Here is a 23,761-nt window from a genome sequence, read left to right on the forward strand (position 1 = left end):
GCCCGCCCGTGAGCCGCCGCGCGCATCGCGCGCGCGACGATCATACCGTGGTCAGAAATGCGCCGCCGGGCGTGCGTTCGGGGGACGCGAAGCGCCGTTCGACAGGGCGAACGGCGTGCGGGAAAGCGACGGGAAGGAGGGCGAAACGAAGGCGGACAACAGCGCGTGCCGGGCCTCGCGCCCGGCCGGCGAGCGGCGCCTCAGCGCGCCGGATTACGTTCGACGTCGGCCCAGCAGTTCGGCGTTTCGTAGAGCCGCACGCGTTCGAGGCGCAGGTTGATGCCGTAATGGGCGTCGTACACATTCGCAAGGATGTCGAACGCCACCGCCGCGAGGTTCTCGACGGTGGGAATGCGGTCGAGCACGACCGTCTTGTGGTCGGCCATCTGTTCGAGAAACCCGCGCACCTGCTCGTCGCGCGCGTACACGAGGAACGCGTGATCCCACTTGCCGACCAGGTGCTCCATGGCCAGCGATTTGACGTCGGCGAAATCCATCACCATGCCGCGGTCGGGCGCGCCTTCCGTATCGACGAGATCGCCGCGCAGCGTGATTTCGAGCACATAGCGGTGGCCGTGCAAGTTGCGGCACTGGCTGCGGTGATCGGGGATGCGGTGGCCCGCGTCGAATTCGAGTTTTCGGGTAATCAGCACGATGAGTGAAGCTCGCGGCTCAAGGAATATTCAGGTATTTGTGCGTCTGCATCGACAGGCGCCACTGCGGATGGCGCTTGCACCAGTCGATCGCGAGCTTCGTATTGAGATCGCGCGACGGGCCGTCCATCGGCTGCACGAGGAAGTAGGCGAAATCGAGCTTCGCGTACTCGGCCAGGCGCTGGTTGTCCTGCGGGATCACGACCTTCAGCTCGTGGCCCCGGGTGACCACCAGCGGCGCATCGGCCTTCGGGCTGACGCAGATCCAGTCGATCGTATCGAGCACCGGCAGCGAGCCGTTGGTCTCGATGGCGATCTCGAAGCCGCGCGCATGCAGCGCGTCGACCAGCGCCTGATCGAGTTGCAGCATCGGCTCGCCGCCCGTGCAGACGACGAAGCGATTCGCCTCGCCTTCCGGCCACAGCGCCGCCACCTGGTCGGCCAGCGCGTCGGGCGTCTTGAACTTGCCGCCGTTCTCGCCATCGGTGCCGACGAAATCGGTATCGCAGAACCGGCACACGGCCGATTCGCGATCGGCTTCGCGGCCCGTCCACAGATTGCAGCCGGCGAACCGGCAGAACACGGCCGGACGCCCGGCATTCGCGCCCTCGCCCTGCAACGTGTAGAAGATTTCCTTGACCGTGTACGTCATCTGCTCATCGTGCGGCGGCTTGCCGCCGTTTCCATTGCTGCGCGCCTGCCCGGCGCGCGTTGTGCGGTGCCGGCCGTCAGGCCGGCGCCTCGGTGACCTGCTCGCCGTTGCGATAGGCCTCGTAGCCGCGCTTGCGCAGCTTGCAGGCCGGGCACGCGCCGCAGCCGAAGCCCCAGTCGTGCAGTTCGGCGCGCTCGCCCACGTAGCAGGTGTGGGTTTCGACGCGCACCAGTTCGACCAGATCCTGGCCGCCGAGCTGCTCGGCGAGCCGCCAGGTGTCGGCCTTGTCGAGCCACATCAGCGGCGTTTCGAGCACGACGCGGGTATCCATGCCGAGGTTCAGCGCAACCTGCAGCGCCTTCATGGTGTCGTCGCGGCAATCGGGGTAGCCGGAGAAATCGGTCTCGCACATGCCGCCGACCAGCACCTTGAGCCCGCGACGATAGGCGACGGCCGCCGCGATCGTCATGAACATCAGGTTGCGGCCCGGCACGAAGGTGTTCGGCAAGCCGTTCTCGGCCGTTTCGATCTCGATGCTGCGCGTCATCGCGGTATCGCTGATCGCGCCGAGCACCGACAGGTCGATCATGTGATCCTCGCCGAGCCGGTTCTCCCATTGCGGAAAGCGCGTGCGCAGCGCTTCGCGCACGCCTTCGCGGCATTCCAGCTCGACGCGGTGGCGCTGGCCGTAATCGAAACCGAGGGTCTCGACGGTTGGATAACGTTCGAGCGCCCAGGCCACGCAGGTTGCCGAATCCTGGCCGCCGGAAAACAGTACGAGCGCGCCGCCCTTGGCGTCTGTCCGAATCACCGTGTACTCCGAGTAGAGAGGAGCCGCCGCGGCGCCGCGCGCGGGATCGGGCGGTGCGAGCGACAAACAAAAAAGGACTTGCGGCGCGGAAAACCAGCGTCTCAAGTCCTTCAAGTCTTTGAGTCGGCAGGGATTTTATCATGCAGCCCGCCGTTTCGCCCGGCGCGCGCCCCGCGTGGCGGCGCATGCCGGGCATAGCGGGCGCGGCATGACCGATGCGGCGCGCGTTCGGAAGAGGCGGGGGCAACCCCGGGGCTTCCAAAGGGAAAAGGTCCAAAAGCCGTGAAGCTTTTGGACCTTTTCGAATTTGGTGGCCTGGGTCGGAATCGAACCAACGACACGCGGATTTTCAATCCGCTGCTCTACCAACTGAGCTACCGGGCCAACGAAGAAGAGAGAGTATAGCCAGACCGTAACTGCAGATCAAGCCCTTTTCGCAAAAAATTCAGAGGCCGCCTTCCGGAGGCTTCTTGCCGAGTTCGACGCCGAGCTGCTTGAGCTTGCGATACAAGTGCGTGCGTTCGAGGCCCGTCTTTTCCGCGACGCGCGTCATGCTGCCGTTCTCGCGTGCCAGGTGGTACTCGAAGTAGGCCCGCTCGAACGCATCGCGCGCCTCGCGCAACGGAATGTCGAACGGGATCGCGGCAGCCTGCCCCGACGCGCCGAGCGCCACCTGCACTTCCTCGCCGAGCGTCGGCAGCGCGGCGGCCGAGGCCACCGCCGCCGGGCCGGCTGCCGGCTTCGCCGCCGGGCTTGGCTGCACCGGCGCCGCACCGCGTGCCAGGCCGTGCTCGACCGATTTCAGCAGCTTCTGCAATGCGATCGGCTTCTCGAGGAAATCGAGTGCGCCGATCTTGGTCGCCTCGACCGCGGTATCGATCGTCGCGTGCCCGGACATCATGATCACGGGCATCGTCAGTTGCCCGTGGCTCGCCCATTCCTTCAACAACGTGACGCCGTCCGTATCGGGCATCCAGATGTCGAGCAGGACGAGATCGGGCGCGAGCCGCTGACGATAGTCACGCGCGGCCTGCGCGTTCTCCGCCAACTCGACGACGTGTCCTTCGTCCGCGAGGATTTCCGAGAGCAATTCCCGGATGCCCATTTCATCATCTACCACCAGGATGGTTGCCATTTACGCTGCCCTTGTCTGCACTGTTGCTTTTGTCTTGGCGGGTGCCGTTCCGCTGTTCGCTCCGCCCTCGGAGCCCGTGGTGTCGTCGGCGAGCTGCAGGAACAGGATGGAAACCTGCGCGCCCTCGACCACTTCACCCTGCATGCGGTTGCGCAGATCGATCCGCGCACCGTGTTCATCCACGATCTTCTTCACTGTTGCGAGCCCGAGGCCCGTGCCCTTCGCCTTCGTCGTGACGTAAGGCTCGAACGCGCGCGTCAGGATGCGCGCCGAAAAGCCCGGACCGTTGTCGGATACACCCAGCCGCACCGCGATGCGCCGCATGCCGCTCGCATCGGGGTCGCCATATTCTACTGCCCTCGTTTCGAGCCACACACGAGGCTGCGCGACATCGGCGACAGAATCCTGCGCGTTCTGCAGCAAATTGTGGATCACCTGACGCAGTTGCGTGGCGTCGCCGCGGATCACCGGCAGCGGCCCCTGCTCGACCACGATCACGTTCTTGCCTTCGCCCACGCCGTACAGCGTCAGCACTTCGCTGACCAGATCGTTGAGCTGCAGGTTGCCGAGCACGGCCGGCGGCGTGCGCGCGTAATCGCGGAAATCGTCCACCATGCGCTTCATTGCGGCCACCTGGTTGACGATGGTGGTCGCGCCGCGCTTGAGCATGTCGGCATCGGCCGGCGCAAGCTTGTCGGCGAGTTTCATCTGCAGGCGCTCGGCCGAAAGCTGGATCGGCGTGAGCGGGTTCTTGATCTCGTGCGCGAGCCGTCGTGCCACCTCGCCCCAGGCCACCGAGCGCTGCGCGGAGATCACGTCGGAAATATCGTCGAACACCACCACGTAGCCGGATGTCTGGGGATCGTCGGCCTCGCCCGCCACGGCCGACGCAAGACGCGTGCCGCGTACCAGCAGCGTGAGCGGCTCGGGCTCGCCCGGCACCGTCACGGCGAACTGCTGCTGCCAGTGCCCGCGATCCTCGCCACCATGGCCGGTGGCCTCGCGATCCGCGAACGCCTTGCGCACCATCGCGCCGAACTCGGCGACCACCGCCAGTTGATCGAGCACGGTGCCGATCTGCGACTGGAACGGCTGGCGGAAAATCCGCTCGGCGCCGCGATTGGCGATCGTCAGGCGAAACTGGCGGTCGAGCACGAACACGCCGGCCGTCAGGTTGGCCAGAATGCCTTCGAGGTAGGACTTCGAATATTCGAGCGCGACGCGGTTGCGCTCCACCGCGAGCCGCGCCTCGGACAACTGGCGCGTCATCGCGTTGAACGACTGCGTGAGGAAGCCGAGCTCGTCGCGCGTCTTCAGCTCGCGCTTGGGCGTGTAGTCGCCTTCGGCCACTTCCTTGGTGCCCTGCGCCAGCAGGAACAGCGGCCGCGCGAGCTGGTTGCCGAGCGCGAGCGCGATCATCATCGCGATGAAGGTGGCCAGGAACAGCGCGAGCGTCAGCGTGCCGATATACATCTTGCGCAGGCCGCTGCGGCCCAGCGATTTTTCCTGGTACTCGCGGTAGGCGCGCTGCACGGCGTCGGCGTTGCGCGCAAGCGTGGGCGAGACGGGCTGCGTCAGTTGCAGATAGCGCTCGACCGGCCGCAGCAGCGCCGTCGACGAATCGGGAATGCGCTGCACCACGCGCAGGCGCAGCGCGCCCTTCGCGCCGCGCGCGCGCGGATCGCCATCCACCTCGCCTTCGATCGCCGCGTAGCCGCTGTGCTCGCGCGCCTGGTCCAGCATCAGCGGCGTGGGCATGTCGTCGGGGATCAGCGCGGCGAAATTGCCCGAGGCCTGCGCGACGATGTGCAGATCGGGCGTCGCGCCCGTGCCGTTGTGGCCCGGCTCGACGATGGTGGCGTCCTGCACGCCGAACTGATCGCGCAGGCGCAGCAGCGTCAGCGTGGTGCCGTTGGTGTTGGCATCGGCGCTCGACAGTTGCTCGGACATCAGCCGCGCCTTGTTCTGCAGATCCGACAGCGAGGCGTCGAGCATGCCGCGGCCGAGGTTCAGGCCGGCCGTCAGCGCCGTCTCCACATTGACGTCGAACCACGACTCGATGCTGCGCGAGACGAACTGATACGACACGATGTAGATGATGCCGCCCGGCACCACGCCCACCAGCGCGAAGAAGATCGCCAGCTTGGCGAGCAGCCGCGTGCCGAACTTGCCCTTGCGCAGGCGCACCACGATCATCCCGCCGAGCCCGAGCACCACCAGCAGGAACACGATCGCGACGAGGATGTTCGCGGTGTAGAGCCACGAGTAGTAGCGGTCGAAGAATTCGGTGTTGGCGCTCGCGGCGGCGAGCAGCACCAGCAGCAGCAGCGCCGTGACCGCGACGGTCGAGACGAGCACGCGAATCAGCAGGCTCTTGCCGAAGAAGCGGCTCAGGCTATTTCGCACGATCGGTCACCGTGAACGTGAAGCGCTTCCAGTCGGACACGAGCGTCCAGTCGCGGTTGTTCACCGCGTCCACCTGGAACGGCTTCGGCATCAGCGCCGTGTCGAGCTGCATGCGCACCGAGGCCGTGTACGTTTCACCGGCCTGCACCTGCGTGCGGTCGATCACGTGCCAGGAGCTCACGTGCTGCACCACCGCCAGCGCATCCTTGAGCGTCGGGAAGCCGAGCTGCAGGCCGCCCGTGGAGACGCGATATTCGCGCGTGAGCGGCTGGAACGACAGGCGGATGGTTTGCGTGACCGACACCGGCTGTTCGTCGAACCAGTACCAGCGCGCGCGGCTCAGTTCGAAATCGGTCGTGAAGTAGAGCGGAATGCCCTTGTTGACGGCATCTTCGAGATTGGCGTTCAGTTCGAACTCGAAGCGCACGTCGAGCGCCCAGCCGTTGCCGTCCGATTGCAGCGACGCGCGCTGGACGTTGACCGGATCGGCATGGGCGGCGGGCGCGGCGGCCGCGAGGCACAGCGTGATCGCGACCAGCAGCGCGGCCGCGAACCGAAGTGGAAGGAGGCGAGAGATCGTCACCGTTTCTGAAAGCGCGCGTAGAAGAATCCGTCGTGATCGGCCGGCCGCGCGTCGGCGTCGTGACCGGCATCGTCCTGCAACCGGCCCGCGGCGGCCCGAGGCAGCAGTTGCCCGGGCGCGTCCAATCGTACCGCATCTTGAACCGCCGCTTCAAACCAGCGCGCCTGCTGTTCGCCTTCCTCGGGGAAGATCGAGCACGTCACGTACAACAATTCGCCGCCCGGTTTCAGCAACGGCCACAATGCCAGCACGATGCGGCGCTGCTCGGCCACCAGCGCGGCCACGTCGGTCTCGCGGCGCAGCCAGCGGATATCGGGATGACGGCGCACGATGCCCGAGGCCGAGCACGGCACGTCGGCCAGGATCCGGTCGAACGCCTGCCCGTCGTGCCACGCGGCCGGGTCGCCCGCATCGCCCACCCGCACCTCGGCCACGAGCTTCAGGCGCGCGAGGTTGTCGCCGATGCGGGTGGCACGCGACGCATCGCTTTCGAGCGCCACCACGTCCACCTCGGCCAGCTCCAGCAGATGGCCGGTCTTGCCGCCCGGCGCCGCGCAGGCGTCGAGCACGCGCATGCCGTCGCGCACGCCGAGCGATTCGGCCGCGAGCTGCGCCCCGGCATCCTGCACCGACACGACGCCTTCCGCGAAGCCCGGAATCCGGTCCACCGGCAACGCCGCGGCGAGCCGCACCGCATGCCGGCCGACCGCCTGCGCCGCGATGCCGTGTTGGTTCAGCGTGGCCAGGTAGGCCTCGACGCTGGTCTGCCGCGCATTGACGCGCAGCGTCAGCGGGCCGGGCGCGTCGCCGGCCGCGAGGATCGCCTGCCAATCGTTCGGCCAGGCGCGTTCGACCGCGTCGATCCACCAGTCGCGATAGTTCCAGCGCGCCTCGCGCACCGCCTGCCATTGCGTGGCGAGCGTCGCGCGTTCGCGCAGGAAGCGACGCAGCACCGCATTGACCAGCCCCTTCGCGAACCCGAATTCGCGGCGTGCGCCAAGCGCCGTCACCGCCTGATCGACCACGGTAAACGGCGCGTAAGCCGCATCGGCCCCTTCGTCGACCAGCAGCGCCAGCGCACAGGCCAGCAAGGCCTGCACATGCTCGGGCGGCGCCTTGCTGACCAGCGTGCCGATCAGCCAGTCGGTGGTGCCGCGCCGGCGCATCGAGCGGTAGGCGATGTCCTGGATCGCGCCGCGCGACAGGCCGCGCGCCGCCGCCGGCTGGGCCGCCTGCACCGCGGCCAGCGCGGCGGGCAACGCACTGCCGTGCGACACGGCGACCAGCGCCTGCGCGGCGCCGTCGAGCGCGAAGCCGAGCGAATCGGGCGGCAGGTGCAGCGCGGACAGGTGCGAGGCCGGCGCGTGCGGCGTGCGCGCCGGCGCCGGCCGGGCGGGCTTGCCCGGATTGGCGTGACGCGGACGGGACGGGCGGGGGGTGCGAGGCTGGGTCATCGGGTACGGGATCGTGCGCACCGGCGCCGAGCGGGCTGCGCGGCGGACGAATGGCGTCAAACGGGGGATTGTAGCGCGCCGCCGCGGCGGATTCCCGCGCGGGCCGGGGCAATGCGCCAAACCGGCGGGCCGGGCCGGCGGCCTCGTATGCCTGCGTCGCGTGCCGGGCTCATGTGCCGGCCTCGCGGGCCGCGCTCATATGCCGGCCTCGCGTGCCCCGCTCATATGCCGGCCTCGCATGCCGGGCTCATATGCCGGCCTCGCGTGCCCCGCTCATATGCCGGCCTCGCATGCCGCGCTCATGTGCCGGCCTCGCGTGCCGGGCACGTATGCCGGGCACGTATGCCGGGCTCGTATGCCGGGCTCGTATGCCGGGCTCGTATGCCGAACCCGCACGCGTTGCCGTGCCGGGCACCGGGCCACCACCCGACAACCCCGATTCCTCATACCCGAGCCGCCCTGGCCGCCCCTGTGGTTCGGTGCGGAATCGCACGGACGCGAACTCGCTGCGATTCGTCTAATAGAAACCACGGAGCATCGAAGGGCACGGCGGTCGAACAACGGACCGGCCCCGACGCGCGCCGCATGACGGCCACCCAGCCGGACGCACCGCGCACGACGCGAGCGCCAGGCCGCCGGACGCGGTCATGACCAGCGGGGATTGGAGCCAGCGCATGCCACGGGGTTGGTGGATTGCGGCACGACACGGTTCGAACCCCCGAACGCACCAGCAGCACCACCTCAATCGGGGACCTCGTTCCATGAAAACCGCATTGCGCCGCATCCTTTCCGAATCCGCCCGCCTGAGCGTGCCGGTCGATACGCTCGCCGACGACGCCGATCTCTACGCCGCCGGCCTCTCCTCGCTCGCCACCGTCCACCTGATGCTCGCCATCGAGGACGAGTTCGGCATCGAGGTGCCCGACCGCATGCTCACGCGCCGCCTGTTCTCGAGCATCGACTCGCTGGCCGCCGCCGTGGCCGAACTGCAGAAGGCCGCCGCATGAACTCGCCGCTGATCCATCAGCCGGCGGCGGCGGACCCGGCCGGCTCGGCCGCGCTGGCGGCGGCCACGGCCAGCGATCTGCCGGATGCAGCGAAACGTGCGGAGCAGATCCTGCCATCCGCACCGCCCGCCGTTGCATCGCTCTCCCCGTTGTCCGCATCGAGCACACCGCTGGCGTCGCCCGAGCCGGACTGGCGCGCCGCCGCCCAACGCTGCGCCGATCTCGCCGCCCAGTTCGCCGACGCCATCGACCGCGAGGCGCGCTTCCCGTTCGAGGCGTTCGAGGCGCTGCGCCGCGAGCGATTGCTGTCCGCGCTGGTACCGGCCGCGTATGGCGGCGCGGGCCTGTCGCTGGCCGAGGTCGGCGAGATCTGCGAAACGCTCGCGCACGGCTGCGCATCGACCGCGATGGTCTACGCGATGCACCAGATCCAGGTGGCCTGCATCGAGCGCCACGCCAGCGGCAACGCCTGGCAGCGCGCGCTGCTCGGCAAGCTGGTCGAACACCAGTGGCTGCTCGCGTCGGCCACCTCGGAGGAAAACATCGGCGGCAGCATGCGCACCAGCGCCTGCTCGGTCGAACTCGACGGCACGCGCTTTCGCATCGACAAGGCCTGCCCGACCATCTCCTACGGCGCGCACGCCGACGCGATCCTGGTCACCGCGCGGCGCACCGCCGACGCGCCGGCCGCCGACCAGGTGCTGATCGTCGCGCTGCGCGACGAGACGCGGCTCGACAAGCGCAACGGCTGGGATTCGATGGGCATGCGCGGCACCTGCAGCGAAGGCTTCGCGCTGGTCGCCACCGGCCACGTCGACCAGATCCTCGCCACGCCGTTCGCCGAGATCGCCGACCGCACCATGCTGCCCGTCTCGCACACGCTGTGGGCCGCCGTATGGACCGGCATCGCCGGCGACGCCGTGAACCGCGCCAAGGCGCTCTTCCGCGCCCAGGCGCGCGCCAAGCCCGGCTCGGTGCCGCCCGCCGGCCTGCGCCTGGCCGAAGCGGTGGGCCTGTTGCAGATGATGCAGGCGCGCCTCGCGGCCGCGTTCCAGGCCGAGCACGCGGAACACCGCGCCGCGCGCGGCCCGGCCGACGACGACGCGCCGCTCTCCGCGATGCTCGGCTTCGCCGCCGACATGAACACGCTGAAGACCGCCATCTCGCAAACGGCCCTGCAGGTCGTGCAGCAGGTGCTGATGATCTGCGGCATGGCGGGCTACAAGAACGGCACGCCGTTCAGCGTCGGGCGCCACCTGCGCGACCTGCACTCCGCGCCGCTGATGATCAACAACGACCGCATCGCGCAGAACACCGCGAGCCTCCTGCTCGCGCAGCGCCCGACCACCCACGCGAAGGGGTAACACGATGAACACCATGACCATCGACGACGCCGCACTCGCTGCCGGCCCGCGAATCGAGGCCACCGGCCTGCGCGACGCGCTGCTGGCCTCGGGCCTCCTGATCGAGACCGGCGAGGACGGCCTGTACGGCCGCAGCCAGGTGTTCGAGGACGTGATCGAGCGCCTGAGCGTGGCGATCACGCACCTCGGCGCGGATCAGCAGGCCGAACTGCTGCGCTTTCCGCCCGCGATGCGCCGCACCGATTTCGAGGACAGCGAATACCTGAAGAACTTCCCCGATCTGGCCGGCACGGTGCATGCGTTCTGCGGCAACGAGATGGGCCAGCGCCGCCTGCTGACGGCGCTCGACAAGGCCATGGAAGCCGGCCCGGAAGATCGCGACACGGCCTGGATGGATCAGCAGCAGCCCACCCGCATCGTGCTGACGCCGGCCGCCTGCTACCCGATCTACCCGGTGATCGCCAAGCGCGGCCCGCTGCCCGCCGACGGCCGCACCGTCGACGTGATGTCGTACTGCTTCCGCCACGAGCCGTCGCTCGATCCGGCGCGCATGCAGATGTTCCGTCAGCGCGAATACGTGCGGATCGGCAGCGGCGATCAGGTGCTCGAATTCCGTCAGCGCTGGATCGAGCGCGGCTCGCTGCTCGTCAAGCTGCTGAACCTGCCGCTCGAGGTGGATCTCGCCAACGATCCGTTCTTCGGCCGCGGCGGCAAGATCGTCGCCGACAGCCAGCGCGCCCAGGCGCTCAAGTTCGAACTGCTGATCCCCGTGTCGAGCGACGAGAAGAAGACCGCCTGCCTGTCGTTCAACTATCACATGGAGCACTTCGGCCAGATCTGGCGCATCGCCTGCGCCGACGGCTCGGTCGCGCACACCGCCTGCGTGGGCTTCGGCATGGAGCGCATCACGCTGGCGCTGTTCCGTCATCACGGGCTCGACGTGCAGGCCTGGCCGGAAGAAGTGCGCGCGCTGCTGTGGGGCGATACGGCCGCCTGCGTGACGCTCGGCATCGATGGCCTGGCGGGCACGCCGGGCGCGCGTCTGGCCGGAGAAAGCGCATGAATCCGGTCGTCCACGCGCCCCTCGCGTCACCCGCGATCGTCGCGCCGCCGGCCGGCGCGGCCATGCCGCTGCGCCGGCACGCCTCGCACGCGCTGCATCAGGGCGAGCGCGTCTGGCAGGAAACCAATTGCTACGTCGACTTGTGGATCGAGTTGCTGCACGGCTTCGGGCTCGACCCGCGCGCGGCGCTCGCGTTCACCGTCACGCAGGATTTCGAGGGCGACCAGTTCACGTTCTTCAAGTTTCCGCTGGAGGACATCGAGCGCCTGTACGGCACCCAGGTGCAGGAGCTGGCGATCTACGATTCGATCGAGGCCCACGTGCTCGCGCAGACGCAGCGCGGCAACACCGTGCTCGCCGAGGTGGACGGCTTCTACCTGCCCGACACGCGCGCCACCTCGTACCGGCGCACCCATCCGAAAACCACCATCGGCGTGGATTTCATCGATCCGGCCACGCGGCGCTGCGGCTATTTCCACAACACCGGCTATCACCTCGTGGAAGGCGACGATTACGACGGCGTGTTCCGCAAGCTGCCGCAATTCGCCGGCCGGGACGACCTGCTGTTCCCGTACGTCGAGTTCGCCAAGCAGACGCGCAGCCCGCTCACCGGCGGCCAGCTTGCCGAGGAATCGGCGGCGCTGCTGGCCATGCACCTGGAACGGCGACCGGCCGTCAACCCGATCGCGCGCTGGCGCGCGGCGTTCCCGGCGCATCTCGACACGCTGCTCGAACGCGGCGAGACGTATTTCCATCCGTACACGTTCAACCTGATGCGGCAGCTGGGCGCGAACTTCGAATTCCTGTCGAAGTACCTGACCTGGCTGTCCGACCAGGGCTTCGATATTCCCGGCTCGATTCCGGCTGCCGCGCAGGCCATCGCGTCCGAGTCGATGGTCATGCAGTTCCGCCTGATGCGCGCCATCGCCCGCAAGCGGCGCGATCTCTGCGAGGACTGTTTCGACCACCTCGAACACGCCTACGACAACACGCTGCCGCCGCTCGCCGCCCTCGTGCAGTGACGGCGCGGCTGCCCCAGGAGACGCCGTGCGGATCACGCTGACCGATATCGAAACGATCGAGGCGTCGATGGCGCTTTCGCGAGGTGGTGAGGGCGGGGGTGATGTCGCGGCCGGTGTTGGTGCCGGTGCCGGTGCCGGTGCCGGTGCCGGTGCCGGTGCCGGTGCCGGTGCCGGTGCCGGTGCCGAGGATGATGTCGATGCCGATGCCGATGTCGATGTCGATGTCGATGCCGATGTCGATGCCGATGTCGATGCCGATGTCGATGCCGATGCCGATGCCGATGCCGATGCCGATGCCGATGCCGATGCCGATGGTGATGCCAATGCCGATGTCGCGGCCGATGGCGATGGTGATATCGACGCCGAGGGCAAGGGCGATGTCGGGGGTGATGCCAATGCCGATACCGACAGCGCCTCGCCCTGGCCCGTGCGGATCGATACCGGCTGGCGTTGCCTGTCGACGCCGGCCGGCGCGTTCGCCGCACCGTCGATGCTGCCCGCCGACGGCGACTGGCTCGCCGCCGCCGTGCCCGGCACGGTGGCCGGCGCGTGGCGGGCGGCCGGGCGGCTCGACATCGAGCACGCCCCGGCCTTCGCCTACGACGATCACTGGTTCCGCGTCGCGCTGCCCGGCGACGGCACGCGGCGGCTGCGCCTGCACGGCCTCGCGACGATCGCCGAGGTCTGGCTCGACGATACGAAGCAGCTCGACAGCGATTCGATGTTCGTCGCGCACGATCTCGACGTGAGCCTGCATGCGGCCAGCGTGCTGACGCTGTGCTTCCGTTCGCTGGCGGGCGCGCTGGCCGCGAAGCGCGGGCGCGCGCGCTGGCGGCCGCGCCTGGTGTCGCCGCCGAGCCTGCGCGCGGTGCGCACCACGCTGCTCGGCCACATGCCGGGCTGGTGCCCGACCGTGCAGGCGGTGGGGCCGTGGCGCGCGGTGGAGTTGCTGGCCGCCACGCCCGACGCGATCGAGCACGTCGATTGCACGACGCGCCTCGACGGCGACGGCGGCATCGTGTCGATCGCAATCCGCTTTCTCGATGCACGGGCAAAGCACACCTTGCGTGCCCGCCTGCGCTGCGGCGATCACCTGATCGATCTGAGCTGGGACGACGCGGGCCACGCGCACGGCGAACTGCGCATCGCACGCGTCGAGAAATGGTGGCCGCACACGCACGGCATGCCCGCGCTGCACGCATTGACACTCGAACTGTGCACACGCGACGGCGCAGCACCACGCACGCATCCGCTCGGCGAAGTCGGCTTTCGCACCCTCGACGTCGATCGCGGCGCCGACGGCCGGGGCTTCGCGCTGCGCGTGAACGGCGTGCCGGTGTTCTGTCGCGGCGCATGCTGGACCAGCGCCGATCTCGTCACGCTGACGGGCGAGCCGCACGCGCTCGCGCGCAGCTTCGCGCTGGCGCGCGACGCCGGCCTCAATCTGCTGCGCGTGGGCGGCACCATGCTGTACGAGTCCGACGCGTTCTTCGAGATCGCGGACCGCACCGGCGTGCTGATCTGGCATGACTTCGCGTTCGCCAATTTCGACTATCCGGCCGATGCCGCGTTCGTCGCCTCGGTCGAACGCGAGGCCACGCAGTTCCTCGCTCGCACGCGCCGCTTCGCGTCGCTGGCCGTGCTGTGCGGCGGCAGCGAAGTCGATCAGCAGGCCGCGATGTTCGGCCTGCCCGAAGCCCTGCGCACGCAGGCGCTGTTCACGTCGCAACTGGCCGGTATCGCCGCGCGCGAACGCGGCGATACCGTCTACGTGACGAACTCGCCGTCGGGCGGCGCCTGGCCGTTCTCGACTGACGAAGGCATCACGCATTACTACGGCGTGGGCGCCTATCTGCGCCCGCTCGACGACGCGCGACGCGCCAATGTGCGCTTCGCCGGCGAATGCCTTGCATTCGCGAACGTGCCCGACGACGCGGCGCTCGACGCGCTCGGCACGCATCAGGCGCACGACCCGCGCTGGAAACGCGCCGTGCCGCGCGACCCCGGCGCGGGCTGGGATTTCGACGACGTGCGCGACCACTATCTGCGTACGCTCTACGACGTCGATCCGGCGCGCCTGCGCTACGAGGATTCACCGCGCTATCTGGATCTGTCGCGCGCGGTGGTGGCCGACGTCATGCGCGAGGTGTTCGCCGAGTGGCGGCGCACCGGTTCGGCGTGCGGCGGCGGCATCGTGTGGCAATGGCAGGACCTGCGTGTCGGCGCGGGCTGGGGCGTGATCGATGCGCACGGCGCACCGAAAAGCGCCTACCACGGGCTGGCGCAAGCCTGGCAGCCGGTGCAGCTCGCGATCACCGACGAAGGCCTGAACGGGCTCGATCTGCATCTGATCAACGAGCGCGCCGAGCCGATCGCCGCGCGTCTCGATCTGGTGTGCCTGCGCGACGGCGCGGTGACGGTAGCGTCGGCGCAATGCGAGATCGAACTGCCGGCGCGCAGCACGCAGCGCGTGTCGGCCGCGCAGTGCCTCGGGCAGTTCTTCGATTTCACGCACGCCTACCGGTTCGGCCCGCGCGCGCACGACGTGACCCTCGCCAGCCTGCGCGCGCGCGACACCGGCGCGCTGCTCGCCGAGGCGTTTCATCTGCCCGACCGCTCGGCCCGCGAGCGTCACGATCTCGGGCTGACGGTGGCGCTGGAACGGTCCGCCGACGGTTGGCAGTTGCGCATCGAAGCGCAACGTTTCGCGCGCTTCGTGCAGGTAGCGGACCGTCACTATCGCGCCGTGCGCGACGGGTTTCATCTCGCGCCGCGCGAGCCGGTGGTGGTGCCGCTGGTGCCGCGACATCCCGGCAGCATCGATATCGATATCGATGCGCTGCCGAAGCCGGCCGGCGAGATTCGCGCGATCAACGCGTACGCGCCGGTTTTCTACGATTGAGCGCGTCGCGCGCGATGCGCCGTATTTTTGGATCGGCTTTGCGGGCGGCGTGGGCTCGGCGATCACCGTGCTGCTGATGTACTACATGCCGCTGCTGTTCAAGGGCGATTTCGCGATGATCTCGCTGTTCGGCGTGCTGTACGGCGCGACGCTCGCGTGCTTCGTGCCGCTGTCGGGGCTCGTGCCGCAACTGTGCCCGAAGGAGAAGGGGGCAGCGCTGTCGATCCTGGGTTTGGGCGCGGGCATCAGCGTGTGGCTGGGGCCGCTGGTGGTGACGCTGTTTCGCAGCAGCATCGGCATCGAGGGCGTGATCTGGATCTTCTCCGGCATGTACGTGCTGTCGGCGGTGCTGACGTACTTCCTCGCCGTCTCCGACGAAGCGAAGGCCTACGCGCAGGACCATCCCGACACCGAAGGCACGTTCTCGCTCGGCCACTGAACGCAAAACGGGGCGGCCGCGCGATGGCGGGCCGCCCCGTGGTTCAGGCCGGCTTCGACTTCAGTCGAAGCGCCCGGTGCGCGCCATTTCCATCAGGCGCGCGACGCGCTCCTCGGTGGCCGGGTGGGTGCTGAACAGGTTGGCGATCGAACCGCCGGCCAGCGGGTTCATGATCATCATCTGCGCCGTGGCCGGGTGCGCCTCCGCCGTCTGGAACGGAATTCCCGAGGCATAGCGGTGGATCTTGTCGAGCGCCGTGGCCAGCGCCTGCGGATCGCCCGAGATTTGCGCGCCGCCGCGATCGGCCTCGAATTCGCGCGCGCGCGAAATCGCCATCTGGATCAGCGCACCGGCGATCGGCGCGAGCAGCGCCACCGCAATGCCGGCGATCGGGTTGGTCGAACGGCCGTTTTCGTCGCGGCCGCCGAAGAACATCGCGAAGTTCGCGATCGCCGAGATTGCGCCGGCCATGGTGGCCGAGATCGTCGAGATCAGGATGTCGCGATGCTTGACGTGCGCCAGCTCGTGCGCCATCACGCCGCGCATTTCGCGCTCGGACAGCACCCGCAGGATGCCGGTGGTGGCCGCCACGGCCGCATGTTCGGGATTGCGGCCGGTGGCGAACGCGTTCGGCGCGGCTTCGTCGATCAGGTAGACGCGCGGCATCGGCAGGTTCGCGCGCGTGGCCAGCTCGCGCACCATGCGGTAGAACTGCGGCGCGCTGGTTTCGTCCACTTCCTGCGCGTTGTACATGCGCAGGACCATCTTGTCCGAGAACCAGTACGAAAAGAAATTCATGCCCAACGCGAACAGCAACGCGATCACCATCCCGCGCGATCCGCTGATCGCGCCGCCGATCGCGATGAACAGGGCCGTGATCGCGGCCATCAGCATTGCCGTCTTGACCCAATTGAACATAGTCGACTCCTTGACCGAAATCCTGTCCCACGGCATCTCAAAATGTGCCGCCGGACGATTGTAAGCGATTCGTTAGATAGGGACGCGCCGGAAAAATTCAATCCCCGCAACGACGGCGCGCATCAGCACGCGCCGTGATGCATCAGCGCTGGGTCGCCACCGCGAGCCGCAGGCCGAGGCCGACGAACGCGCTGCCCACCACGCGATCGAGCCACACCTTCACGGCCGAATTGCCGGCCAGCCGGCGCGTGACGCTGCCGGCCACCCACGCCACGATCACGCTCCAGATCAGGCCCTGCAACGAGAACACGCCGCCGAGCGCGAGAAACGCGAGCGTTTTGTGCGCGCTGTCGGCGGCGACGAATTGCGGGAAGAACGAGATGAAGAACAGCACCACCTTCGGATTGAGCACGTTGGTGGCGACGCCCTGCACGTAAAGCTGGCGCAACGAGCGAGCCGGCGCGGCGGCGGGCGCTTCGGCTGCGGACTGCGCCGTGGGTGCTTCCGGCCGGGCCAGCAGCAGCTTGACGCCGAGATAGATCAGATAGGCCGCGCCCGCGTACTTGACCACCGTAAACGCCATCGGCGAAGCGGCGATCAACGCGGTCAGCCCGAACGCGCAGGCCAGCGTGTGGACCAGGCAGCCGGTGCCGATCCCGAGCGCCGAGACGATGCCCGCGCCACGGCCCTGCGCGACGCTGCGCCCGACGATATAGGCCGTATCGGGGCCGGGCGTGATGTTCAACAGGAACGCGGCGAGCAGGAACACGCCGAAATGAGTGATGCCGAGCATGGGGAGAATCGAGACAGCGAACGTGGGTGAATCATTCTACGCGCGTCGCAGGAACGGCAGCGCAGGTTTGAAACGCCGCATCGCCTGAACGGCGATCGCTTCCGATCGATCGGCAAACCACGAAAAACATCAAAAAACGGTGCGAAACCGTACCGAAACGGGAAAAACGGCGTGATACGCGTGCTGTCTCAATCCTGAGACGGCACGCTGCCGCCGCCCGCGCGCTCGATGCGGCGGCTCAACCCGCCTCGGGCAGCGCGAAACGCTGTCCGGCCGCAAGCGGCGCACCGGCCAGGAACTCGCGTGCGGGCAGGCGCTTGCTGCCCGGCTTCTGCCACTGCGTGACGCGCAACGCGCCGCTGCCGCAGGCGATCACGACGCCGTCGGCGCCCGCTTCGACGATCGTGCCCGGCTCGGCCGCGCCATGCGCTTCGACGGCCTCGGCCGCCCACAGCTTGAGCACGGTGCCGTCGAGCGTGCCCGCGCCGCCCGGAAACGGGTCGAACGCGCGAATCCGCCGCGCCAGCGTGCCGGCCGGCTCGCGCCAGTCGAGCGCGGCCTCGTGCTTGCCGATCTTCTCGGCATACGTGATGCCGTCGGCCGGCTGCGGCGTCGACGCGAGCGCGCCGTCGCGTTCGAGCTGCACGAGCGCCTCGACGATCAGCTTCGCGCCGAGCGCCGCGAGCGTGTCGTGCAGGGAGGCCGTGGTGTCGCCGGCGGCGATCGCCGTGCGCGCTTCGGACAGCATCGCGCCGGTATCGAGCCCGGCATCCATCTGCATCAGCGTGACGCCGGTTTCGGCGTCGCCCGCTTCGATCGCGCGATGAATGGGCGCGGCGCCGCGCCAGCGCGGCAGCAGCGATGCGTGGATGTTGATGCAGCCGTGGCGCGGTATATCGAGCACCTCCTGCGGCAGCAGCAGGCCGTAGGCGGCCACCACCATTACGTCGTGCGGGGTGGCGTTCAGCGTGTCGACGGCGGCGGCAGCCTCGGCCGGGAACTTGCCGTTGCGGCGCAGCGACGGCGGCTGCGCGACGGGCAGGCCGTGATCGAGCGCATAGCGCTTGACCGCGCTGGCCTGCAGCTTCATGCCGCGGCCGGCCGGGCGATCGGGCTGGGTCAGCACCAGCGGCACCGGGAAGCCGGCCTTGTGGATCGCGGCCAGCGCCGAAGCAGCGAATTCCGGCGTGCCGGCGAAGACGACGCGCAACGAATGAGTCATGGGGGATCGGTCGGTCACGCGCGTCACATCTCGCGTTCGAGTTTCTTCATCTTCGACTTGATGCGGTTCTGCTTGAGCGGCGACAGGTACTGCACGAACACGCGGCCCAGCAGGTGATCCATTTCGTGCTGAATGCAGACCGCCAGCAAGCCCTCGCATTCGAGCTCGAACGCGTTGCCGTCGCGGTCGAGCGCCCGCACGCGCACGTGATCGGGCCGCTCCACTTCGTCGTAGACACCCGGCACCGACAGGCAGCCTTCCTCGTAGACCTGCTTGTCGTCGCTCGACCAGACGATCTCGGGATTGATGAAGACCTGCAGTGCGTTCTTGTCTTCCGAGGTGTCCATCACGATCACGCGCTCGTGCACGTCGACCTGGGTGGCCGCGAGGCCGATGCCCGGTGCGTCGTACATGGTTTCGGCCATGTCGTCGACGAGCCGGCGGATGCGGTCGTTGACCTCCGCGACCGGCTTGGCCACCTTGTGCAGCCGTTTGTCGGGGTAATGCAGGATGTTCAGAAGCGCCATGATGTTCGTTTCGAAAAGCGGTTGGGGCGGGCGGCTCGGCCATTCGGCCGACTGGCCGGGCCGTCGCGATACCCGGAAGATGAGGCTCCGAGTCGCGCGGAATGCCTCGCGCAGCCCAACGCCGCGGGCGGGTGCGCGCGATCGCTCTGTTTATTTCGGATGGCGAAAATTTTAACATGGCGGCCTGCGCATCGCTGGCCGCGGCTCGGGCGGCGGCCATGAACCCCGCGCCGCCCAACCGCCAAACGCTTGGCGCGTGGCTGCATCTGGCCTCCGCGCCCGGCCTGACGACCGCCGCCGGCGAGGCGTTGCTGCGCGCGTTCGATTCGATCGATGCGCTGTTCGGCGCCGATCATGCCGCGCTGGCGGCCATTGCCGGCGAGGCCGCCGCGCAGGCGGTGCTGACGCCGCGCCGCCAGCCCGACGACGCACTCGACGCCGTGCTCGACTGGCTGTCCCGCTCGGGCGGGCACGTGATCACGCGCCACGATCCGGCCTATCCGCCCCGGCTCGCCACGCTCTACGATCCGCCGCCGCTGCTATATGTAAAGGGCGATCCCGCGCAGTTGCACCGGCGCGGCGTGGCCATCGTCGGCAGCCGGCTCGGCACGGCGCAGGGGCGCATCGATGCCGTCCACTTCTCGCGCTCACTGGCCGATGCGGGGCTGGTCGTCGTGTCGGGCCTGGCGCGCGGCATCGACGCCGCCGCGCATCGCGGCGCGCTCGGCGGCGCGGCCGGCACCGTCGCGGTGGTCGGCACGGGGCTCGATCGCGTCTATCCGGCCGCGCATCATGCATTGGCGCACGAGATCGTCGAACACGGCGCGCTGCTGTCCGAATGGCCGCTCGGCACGCCGGCGCGCGCCGCGAACTTCCCGCAGCGCAACCGGCTGATCGCCGCGCTGTGCGACGGCGTGCTGGTGGTGGAAGCCGCGCCGCGCTCGGGCTCGTTGATCACGGCGCGCGTGGCCAATGAAATGGGGCGCGACGTGTTCGCGATCCCCGGCTCGATCCACGCGCCGCTCGCGCGCGGTTGCCATGCGCTGATCCGCGACGGCGCGAAGCTCGTCGAAACGCCGGCCGACGTGCTCGAAGAGTTTGGCATCGAGGTGGCAGGCGACGCCGCGGCGCCGCCCCGCGAGTTGAAACCGCCTCGGCGTGCCCGGTCCCCTGCCGGGGCAACGCCCGAGCCCGACGCGTCCGGGCCGCCGAACCGCTCGGCCGCCGCACGTCCGCCCGAACCGCTGCCGGCCGCCGCGCTCGCCATCCTCGAGGCGCTCGGCCACGGCCCCGTGCCGGCCGATCTGCTTGCGGCGCGCTCCGGCGTCAGCGCAAGCCGCCTGCCGCACCTGCTGTTGCAGCTCGAACTGGCCGGTCGCGTGGCCAGCCTGCCCGGCGACCGTGTCCAGCGCCTCGACGCGCCAGCCGCCGCCGATGCAGCCGCCGCGCCGGTTGCCCGCCCCGTGCTACATTCCGGCGACAGGGCGCAGTCCGCGCCATCGTCACCGAGCAAGGAACCGCAATGCCCGCGCTGAATCTCGACACCGACGCCGATCGGATCGCCGAGCGCCTCCGCAACCCCGATGCGCTGCTCGTCGCCTGCTTGTGCGCCGAATGGTGCGGCACCTGCCGCGATTACGACGCGGTGTTCGAGCGGCTCGCCGCCGCCCATCCCGAAGCCTGTTTCGTCTGGATCGACATCGAGACGCACGCCGATCGCCTCGACGATTTCGACGTCGAGAACTTCCCGACCCTGCTGATCGAGGATGCGAACGCCGTGCGCTTTTTCGGCACGGTGTTGCCGCATGGCGGTATCGTGGAACGGATGCTGACCGACCTGACGGCGATACCCGGTGTCGCCCACGCGCCGAAATTGCGCAATCTGCTCGACGTTGCCGTCTGACCCCGAAATTTTCGTCCGGCGGCCGACATCGGCCGTCGATGCCCGCCCCGCCTGGCATTTCGGCGGGCTTGCGGGTGTATCGGCCCCCACTTATGATGACCCGCTTTTGACACGAGCCGGGTGTCGACCCTGCGCCGTGTGCTATAAAGCCGACGTAAAAGGGCCGTCATTCGGCCCATCCGGTCTCTCCAACCCACTCGAGTCATGTCCAAAGCACTGATCATTGCGGAAAAGCCCTCTGTCGCGAACGACATCGCGCGCGCCCTGGGCGGCTTTACCAAGCATGACGAATATTTCGAAAACGACGACTTCGTCCTGTCGTCCGCGGTCGGCCACCTGCTCGAAATCGCCGCGCCCGAGGAATACGAGGTCAAGCGAGGCAAGTGGAGCTTCGCGCATCTGCCCGTCATTCCGCCGCATTTCGACCTGAATCCGATCGCCAAGAGCGAATCGCGGTTGAAGGTGCTGACCAAGCTGATCAAGCGCAAGGACATCGACCGCCTCATCAACGCATGCGACGCGGGGCGCGAGGGCGAGCTGATTTTCCGCCTGATCGCGCAGCACGCGAAAGCCAAGCAGCCGGTCCAGCGCCTCTGGCTCCAGTCGATGACGCCGGCCGCGATCCGCGACGGCTTCGTCAAGCTGCGCTCCGACGAAGACATGCAACCGCTCGCCGATGCGGCGCGCTGCCGTTCCGAAGCGGATTGGCTGGTCGGCATCAACGGCACGCGGGCCATGACCGCGTTCAACAGCAAGGGCGGCGGCTTCTTCCTGACCACCGTCGGCCGGGTGCAGACGCCCACGCTGTCGATCGTCGTCGAGCGCGAGGAAAAGATCCGTCAATTCGTGTCGCGCGATTACTGGGAAGTGCGCGCCGAATTCGTCTGCGCCGGGGGCTTCTACGAAGGCCGCTGGTACGACCCGAAGTTCAAGCGCGACGAGCACGATCCCGAGAAGCGCGATTCGCGCCTCTGGAGCCTGCCGGCCGCCGACACCATCGTGGCCGCCTGCCGTGGGCAGATCGGTTCGGTCAACGAGGAATCGAAGCCGTCCACGCAGCTCTCGCCGCTGCTGTACGACCTGACCAGCCTGCAGCGCGAGGCCAACAGCCGGTTCGGCTTCTCGGCCAAGAACACGCTCGGCCTGGCGCAGGCGCTGTATGAAAAGCACAAGGTGCTGACCTACCCGCGTACCGACGCGCGCGCGCTGCCGGAGGATTACCTCGACACCGTGAGCCAGACGCTCGAGATGCTTAAGGAAAGCAACAACTACCTGCCGCACGCCAAGCAGGTGCTCGACAAGGGCTGGGTCAAGCCGAACAAGCGGATCTTCGACAACTCGAAGATCAGCGATCACTTCGCCATCATCCCGACCCTGCTGGCGCCGAAGGCGTTGTCCGAGCCGGAGCAGAAGCTCTACGACCTGGTGGTCAAGCGCTTCCTCGCCGTGTTCTTCCCGGCGGCCGAGTACAAGATCACCACCCGCATCACCGAAGTGGCCGGCCATCACTTCAAGACCGAAGGCAAGGTGCTGGTCGAACCGGGCTGGCTGCAGGTCTATGGCCGCGACGCCGAAGGCGCCGACGCCAACCTCGTGCCGGTGCAGAAGGACGAGAAGGTCAAGACCGACAAGATCGCGCCGCACGCGCTCGTGACCAAGCCGCCCGCACGCTACTCGGAAGCCACCCTGCTGTCGGCCATGGAAGGCGCGGGCAAGCTGGTCGGCGACGACGAGCTGCGCGAGGCGATGGCCAACAAGGGCCTCGGCACGCCGGCCACCCGGGCGGCGATCATCGAAGGCCTGCTCGGTGAAAAGTACCTCGTGCGCGAAGGCCGCGAACTGATCCCGACCGCCAAGGCGTTCCAGCTGACCACGCTGCTGCGCGGGCTCGGCGTGAAGGAACTGACCGCACCGGAACTGACCGGCGAGTGGGAATACAAGCTCTCGCAGATGGAACGCGGCAACCTGCCGCGCGATGCGTTCATGCAGGAAATCGCCCGCATGACGCAAACCATCGTCAAGCGCGCCAAGGAATACGATTCGGACACGATCCCCGGCGACTACGCGACGCTGGAAACGCCGTGCCCGAATTGCGGCGGCCAGGTGAAGGAAAACTATCGCCGCTTCGCCTGCACGCAGTGCGAATTCTCGATCTCGAAGATCCCGGGCAGCCGCCAGTTCGAAATCCCCGAAGTCGAGGAATTGCTCCAGAAGAAGACGATCGGGCCGCTGTCGGGCTTCCGCAGCAAGATGGGCCGGCCGTTCTCGGCCATTCTCAAGCTGTCGTTCGACGAAGACACGAAGAACTACAAGCTCGAGTTCGATTTCGGCCAGGATCAGGGCGGCGAGGATGGCGAAGCGCCCGATTTCTCGGCGCAGGAGCCGGTGGGCGCCTGCCCGAAGTGTGGAGGCCGCGTGTTCGAGCACGGCATGAGCTTCATCTGCGAGAACTCGGTCGCCAATCCGAAAACCTGCGACTTCCGTTCGGGCAAGGTGATCCTGCAACAGGAAATCGCGCGCGAGCAGATGGCCAAGCTGCTGACCGACGGTCGCACCGATCTGCTGCCGAACTTCAAGTCGTCGCGCACGGGCCGCAACTTCAAGGCGTTCCTCGTCAAGCAGCCGGACGGCAAGATCGGCTTCGAATTCGAGAAGAAGGAGCCGAAGCCGGGCGCCGCCGCGAAGAAGGCCGCAGCCAAGACGTCCTCGGCCGCCGCCGCGAACGAGGACGGTGACGATACGGCCGCCGTTGCCGCACCGGCCAAGAAGGTTGCCGCCAAGAAAGCGCCGGCAGCGAAGAAGGCACCCGCGGCCAAGAAGGTCGCCGCGAAGAAGGCGCCGGCTCGCAAGACCGCGTCGTCGTGATGCGGTAGCGCCGCGGTCTCGCCCACCGGGGCGGACCGCGGC

The 23,761-nt window shown here is 68.4% G+C and carries 20 protein-coding genes and 1 tRNA gene; 9 read left to right on the forward strand and 12 right to left on the reverse strand.

The annotated features are described in order from the left end of the window. Positions 1 to 200: 200 nt before the first annotated feature. The 8 genes from queD to rsmB form a co-directional block, all read right to left on the reverse strand. Positions 201 to 653, reverse strand: coding sequence for a 6-carboxytetrahydropterin synthase QueD (gene queD / locus ACYP33_RS06100; RefSeq protein ID WP_414443431.1), 453 nt, complete (start codon positions 651 to 653; stop codon positions 201 to 203). Positions 654 to 672: 19 nt separating this feature from the next. Next, entirely contained in the window at positions 673 to 1,305 is a 633-nt protein-coding gene (gene queE, locus ACYP33_RS06105; RefSeq protein ID WP_414450715.1) for a 7-carboxy-7-deazaguanine synthase, read from the reverse strand. A gap of 76 nt (positions 1,306 to 1,381) precedes the next feature. Further along, positions 1,382 to 2,116, reverse strand: coding sequence for a 7-cyano-7-deazaguanine synthase QueC (queC, locus tag ACYP33_RS06110; RefSeq protein WP_459620398.1), 735 nt, complete (start codon positions 2,114 to 2,116; stop codon positions 1,382 to 1,384). A 308-nt stretch (positions 2,117 to 2,424) separates the two neighbouring features. Next, positions 2,425 to 2,500: transfer RNA gene (locus ACYP33_RS06115), tRNA-Phe, on the reverse strand. Positions 2,501 to 2,561: 61 nt separating this feature from the next. Next, positions 2,562 to 3,251 (reverse strand): response regulator transcription factor EsaR, encoded by a 690-nt coding sequence (gene esaR / locus ACYP33_RS06120; RefSeq protein WP_414443434.1) that lies wholly within the window; start codon positions 3,249 to 3,251, stop codon positions 2,562 to 2,564. Further along, the gene (esaS, locus tag ACYP33_RS06125) at positions 3,252 to 5,657 is read right to left on the reverse strand and encodes a sensor histidine kinase EsaS (RefSeq protein WP_414443435.1); all 2,406 of its coding nucleotides are present in this window, start codon (positions 5,655 to 5,657) and stop codon (positions 3,252 to 3,254) included. It lies immediately after the preceding gene. Continuing rightward, on the reverse strand, positions 5,647 to 6,240 hold the full coding sequence (locus ACYP33_RS06130) for a DUF4390 domain-containing protein (protein WP_414443436.1): 594 nt from the start codon (positions 6,238 to 6,240) through the stop codon (positions 5,647 to 5,649). The genes esaS and ACYP33_RS06130 overlap by 11 nt, the downstream gene beginning before the upstream one ends. Continuing rightward, on the reverse strand, positions 6,237 to 7,694 hold the full coding sequence (rsmB, locus tag ACYP33_RS06135; RefSeq protein WP_459620401.1) for a 16S rRNA (cytosine(967)-C(5))-methyltransferase RsmB: 1,458 nt from the start codon (positions 7,692 to 7,694) through the stop codon (positions 6,237 to 6,239). The genes ACYP33_RS06130 and rsmB overlap by 4 nt, the downstream gene beginning before the upstream one ends. A 761-nt stretch (positions 7,695 to 8,455) precedes the next feature. On the opposite strand from rsmB, the gene ACYP33_RS06140 reads away from it, so the two are divergent. From ACYP33_RS06140 to ACYP33_RS06165, 6 genes are all read left to right on the forward strand, one after another. Then, a complete protein-coding gene (locus ACYP33_RS06140) occupies positions 8,456 to 8,701 on the forward strand; it encodes an acyl carrier protein (protein ID WP_206131927.1) in 246 nt (81 codons plus the stop codon). Further along, the gene (locus ACYP33_RS06145) at positions 8,698 to 10,065 is read left to right on the forward strand and encodes an acyl-CoA dehydrogenase family protein (RefSeq protein ID WP_459620403.1); all 1,368 of its coding nucleotides are present in this window, start codon (positions 8,698 to 8,700) and stop codon (positions 10,063 to 10,065) included. Before ACYP33_RS06140 ends, ACYP33_RS06145 begins: the two co-directional genes overlap by 4 nt. 4 nt (positions 10,066 to 10,069) lie before the next feature. After that, positions 10,070 to 11,128, forward strand: coding sequence for an amino acid--[acyl-carrier-protein] ligase (locus ACYP33_RS06150; RefSeq protein ID WP_414450710.1), 1,059 nt, complete (start codon positions 10,070 to 10,072; stop codon positions 11,126 to 11,128). Between the two features lie 62 nt (positions 11,129 to 11,190). Further along, positions 11,191 to 12,150, forward strand: coding sequence for a DUF1839 family protein (locus ACYP33_RS06155; RefSeq protein WP_459620414.1), 960 nt, complete (start codon positions 11,191 to 11,193; stop codon positions 12,148 to 12,150). 25 nt (positions 12,151 to 12,175) lie between these two features. Then, complete coding sequence (locus tag ACYP33_RS06160; RefSeq protein ID WP_459620405.1) at positions 12,176 to 15,052, forward strand: glycosyl hydrolase 2 galactose-binding domain-containing protein; 2,877 nt, start codon at positions 12,176 to 12,178, stop codon at positions 15,050 to 15,052. Between the two features lie 49 nt (positions 15,053 to 15,101). Next, the gene (locus ACYP33_RS06165) at positions 15,102 to 15,491 is read left to right on the forward strand and encodes an MFS transporter (RefSeq protein ID WP_459620407.1); all 390 of its coding nucleotides are present in this window, start codon (positions 15,102 to 15,104) and stop codon (positions 15,489 to 15,491) included. A gap of 60 nt (positions 15,492 to 15,551) precedes the next feature. Here ACYP33_RS06165 and htpX read toward each other — a convergent pair whose 3' ends face one another. The 4 genes from htpX to def all read right to left on the reverse strand — a co-directional run bounded on the left by htpX (position 15,552) and on the right by def (position 18,951). Next, the gene (htpX, locus tag ACYP33_RS06170; RefSeq protein WP_459620409.1) at positions 15,552 to 16,409 is read right to left on the reverse strand and encodes a zinc metalloprotease HtpX; all 858 of its coding nucleotides are present in this window, start codon (positions 16,407 to 16,409) and stop codon (positions 15,552 to 15,554) included. 142 nt (positions 16,410 to 16,551) lie between these two features. Beyond that, the gene (locus ACYP33_RS06175; RefSeq protein ID WP_414443444.1) at positions 16,552 to 17,202 is read right to left on the reverse strand and encodes a LysE family translocator; all 651 of its coding nucleotides are present in this window, start codon (positions 17,200 to 17,202) and stop codon (positions 16,552 to 16,554) included. A 238-nt stretch (positions 17,203 to 17,440) separates the two neighbouring features. Beyond that, positions 17,441 to 18,424: a methionyl-tRNA formyltransferase gene (gene fmt, locus ACYP33_RS06180; RefSeq protein ID WP_459620412.1), complete on the reverse strand. Its 984-nt coding sequence runs from the start codon at positions 18,422 to 18,424 to the stop codon at positions 17,441 to 17,443. A gap of 23 nt (positions 18,425 to 18,447) precedes the next feature. Continuing rightward, on the reverse strand, positions 18,448 to 18,951 hold the full coding sequence (gene def / locus ACYP33_RS06185; protein ID WP_414450703.1) for a peptide deformylase: 504 nt from the start codon (positions 18,949 to 18,951) through the stop codon (positions 18,448 to 18,450). 218 nt (positions 18,952 to 19,169) lie between these two features. Here def and dprA point away from each other — a divergent pair, with 218 nt between their 5' ends. From dprA to ACYP33_RS06200, 3 genes are all read left to right on the forward strand, one after another. Beyond that, on the forward strand, positions 19,170 to 20,486 hold the full coding sequence (gene dprA, locus ACYP33_RS06190) for a DNA-processing protein DprA (protein WP_459620416.1): 1,317 nt from the start codon (positions 19,170 to 19,172) through the stop codon (positions 20,484 to 20,486). Then, complete coding sequence (locus ACYP33_RS06195) at positions 20,474 to 20,854, forward strand: thioredoxin family protein (RefSeq protein ID WP_414450702.1); 381 nt, start codon at positions 20,474 to 20,476, stop codon at positions 20,852 to 20,854. Before dprA ends, ACYP33_RS06195 begins: the two co-directional genes overlap by 13 nt. A gap of 204 nt (positions 20,855 to 21,058) precedes the next feature. Next, the gene (locus ACYP33_RS06200) at positions 21,059 to 23,719 is read left to right on the forward strand and encodes a DNA topoisomerase III (RefSeq protein WP_414450701.1); all 2,661 of its coding nucleotides are present in this window, start codon (positions 21,059 to 21,061) and stop codon (positions 23,717 to 23,719) included. Positions 23,720 to 23,761 lie beyond the last annotated feature (42 nt).

Source organism: Burkholderia sp. 3C, from assembly GCF_054589155.1.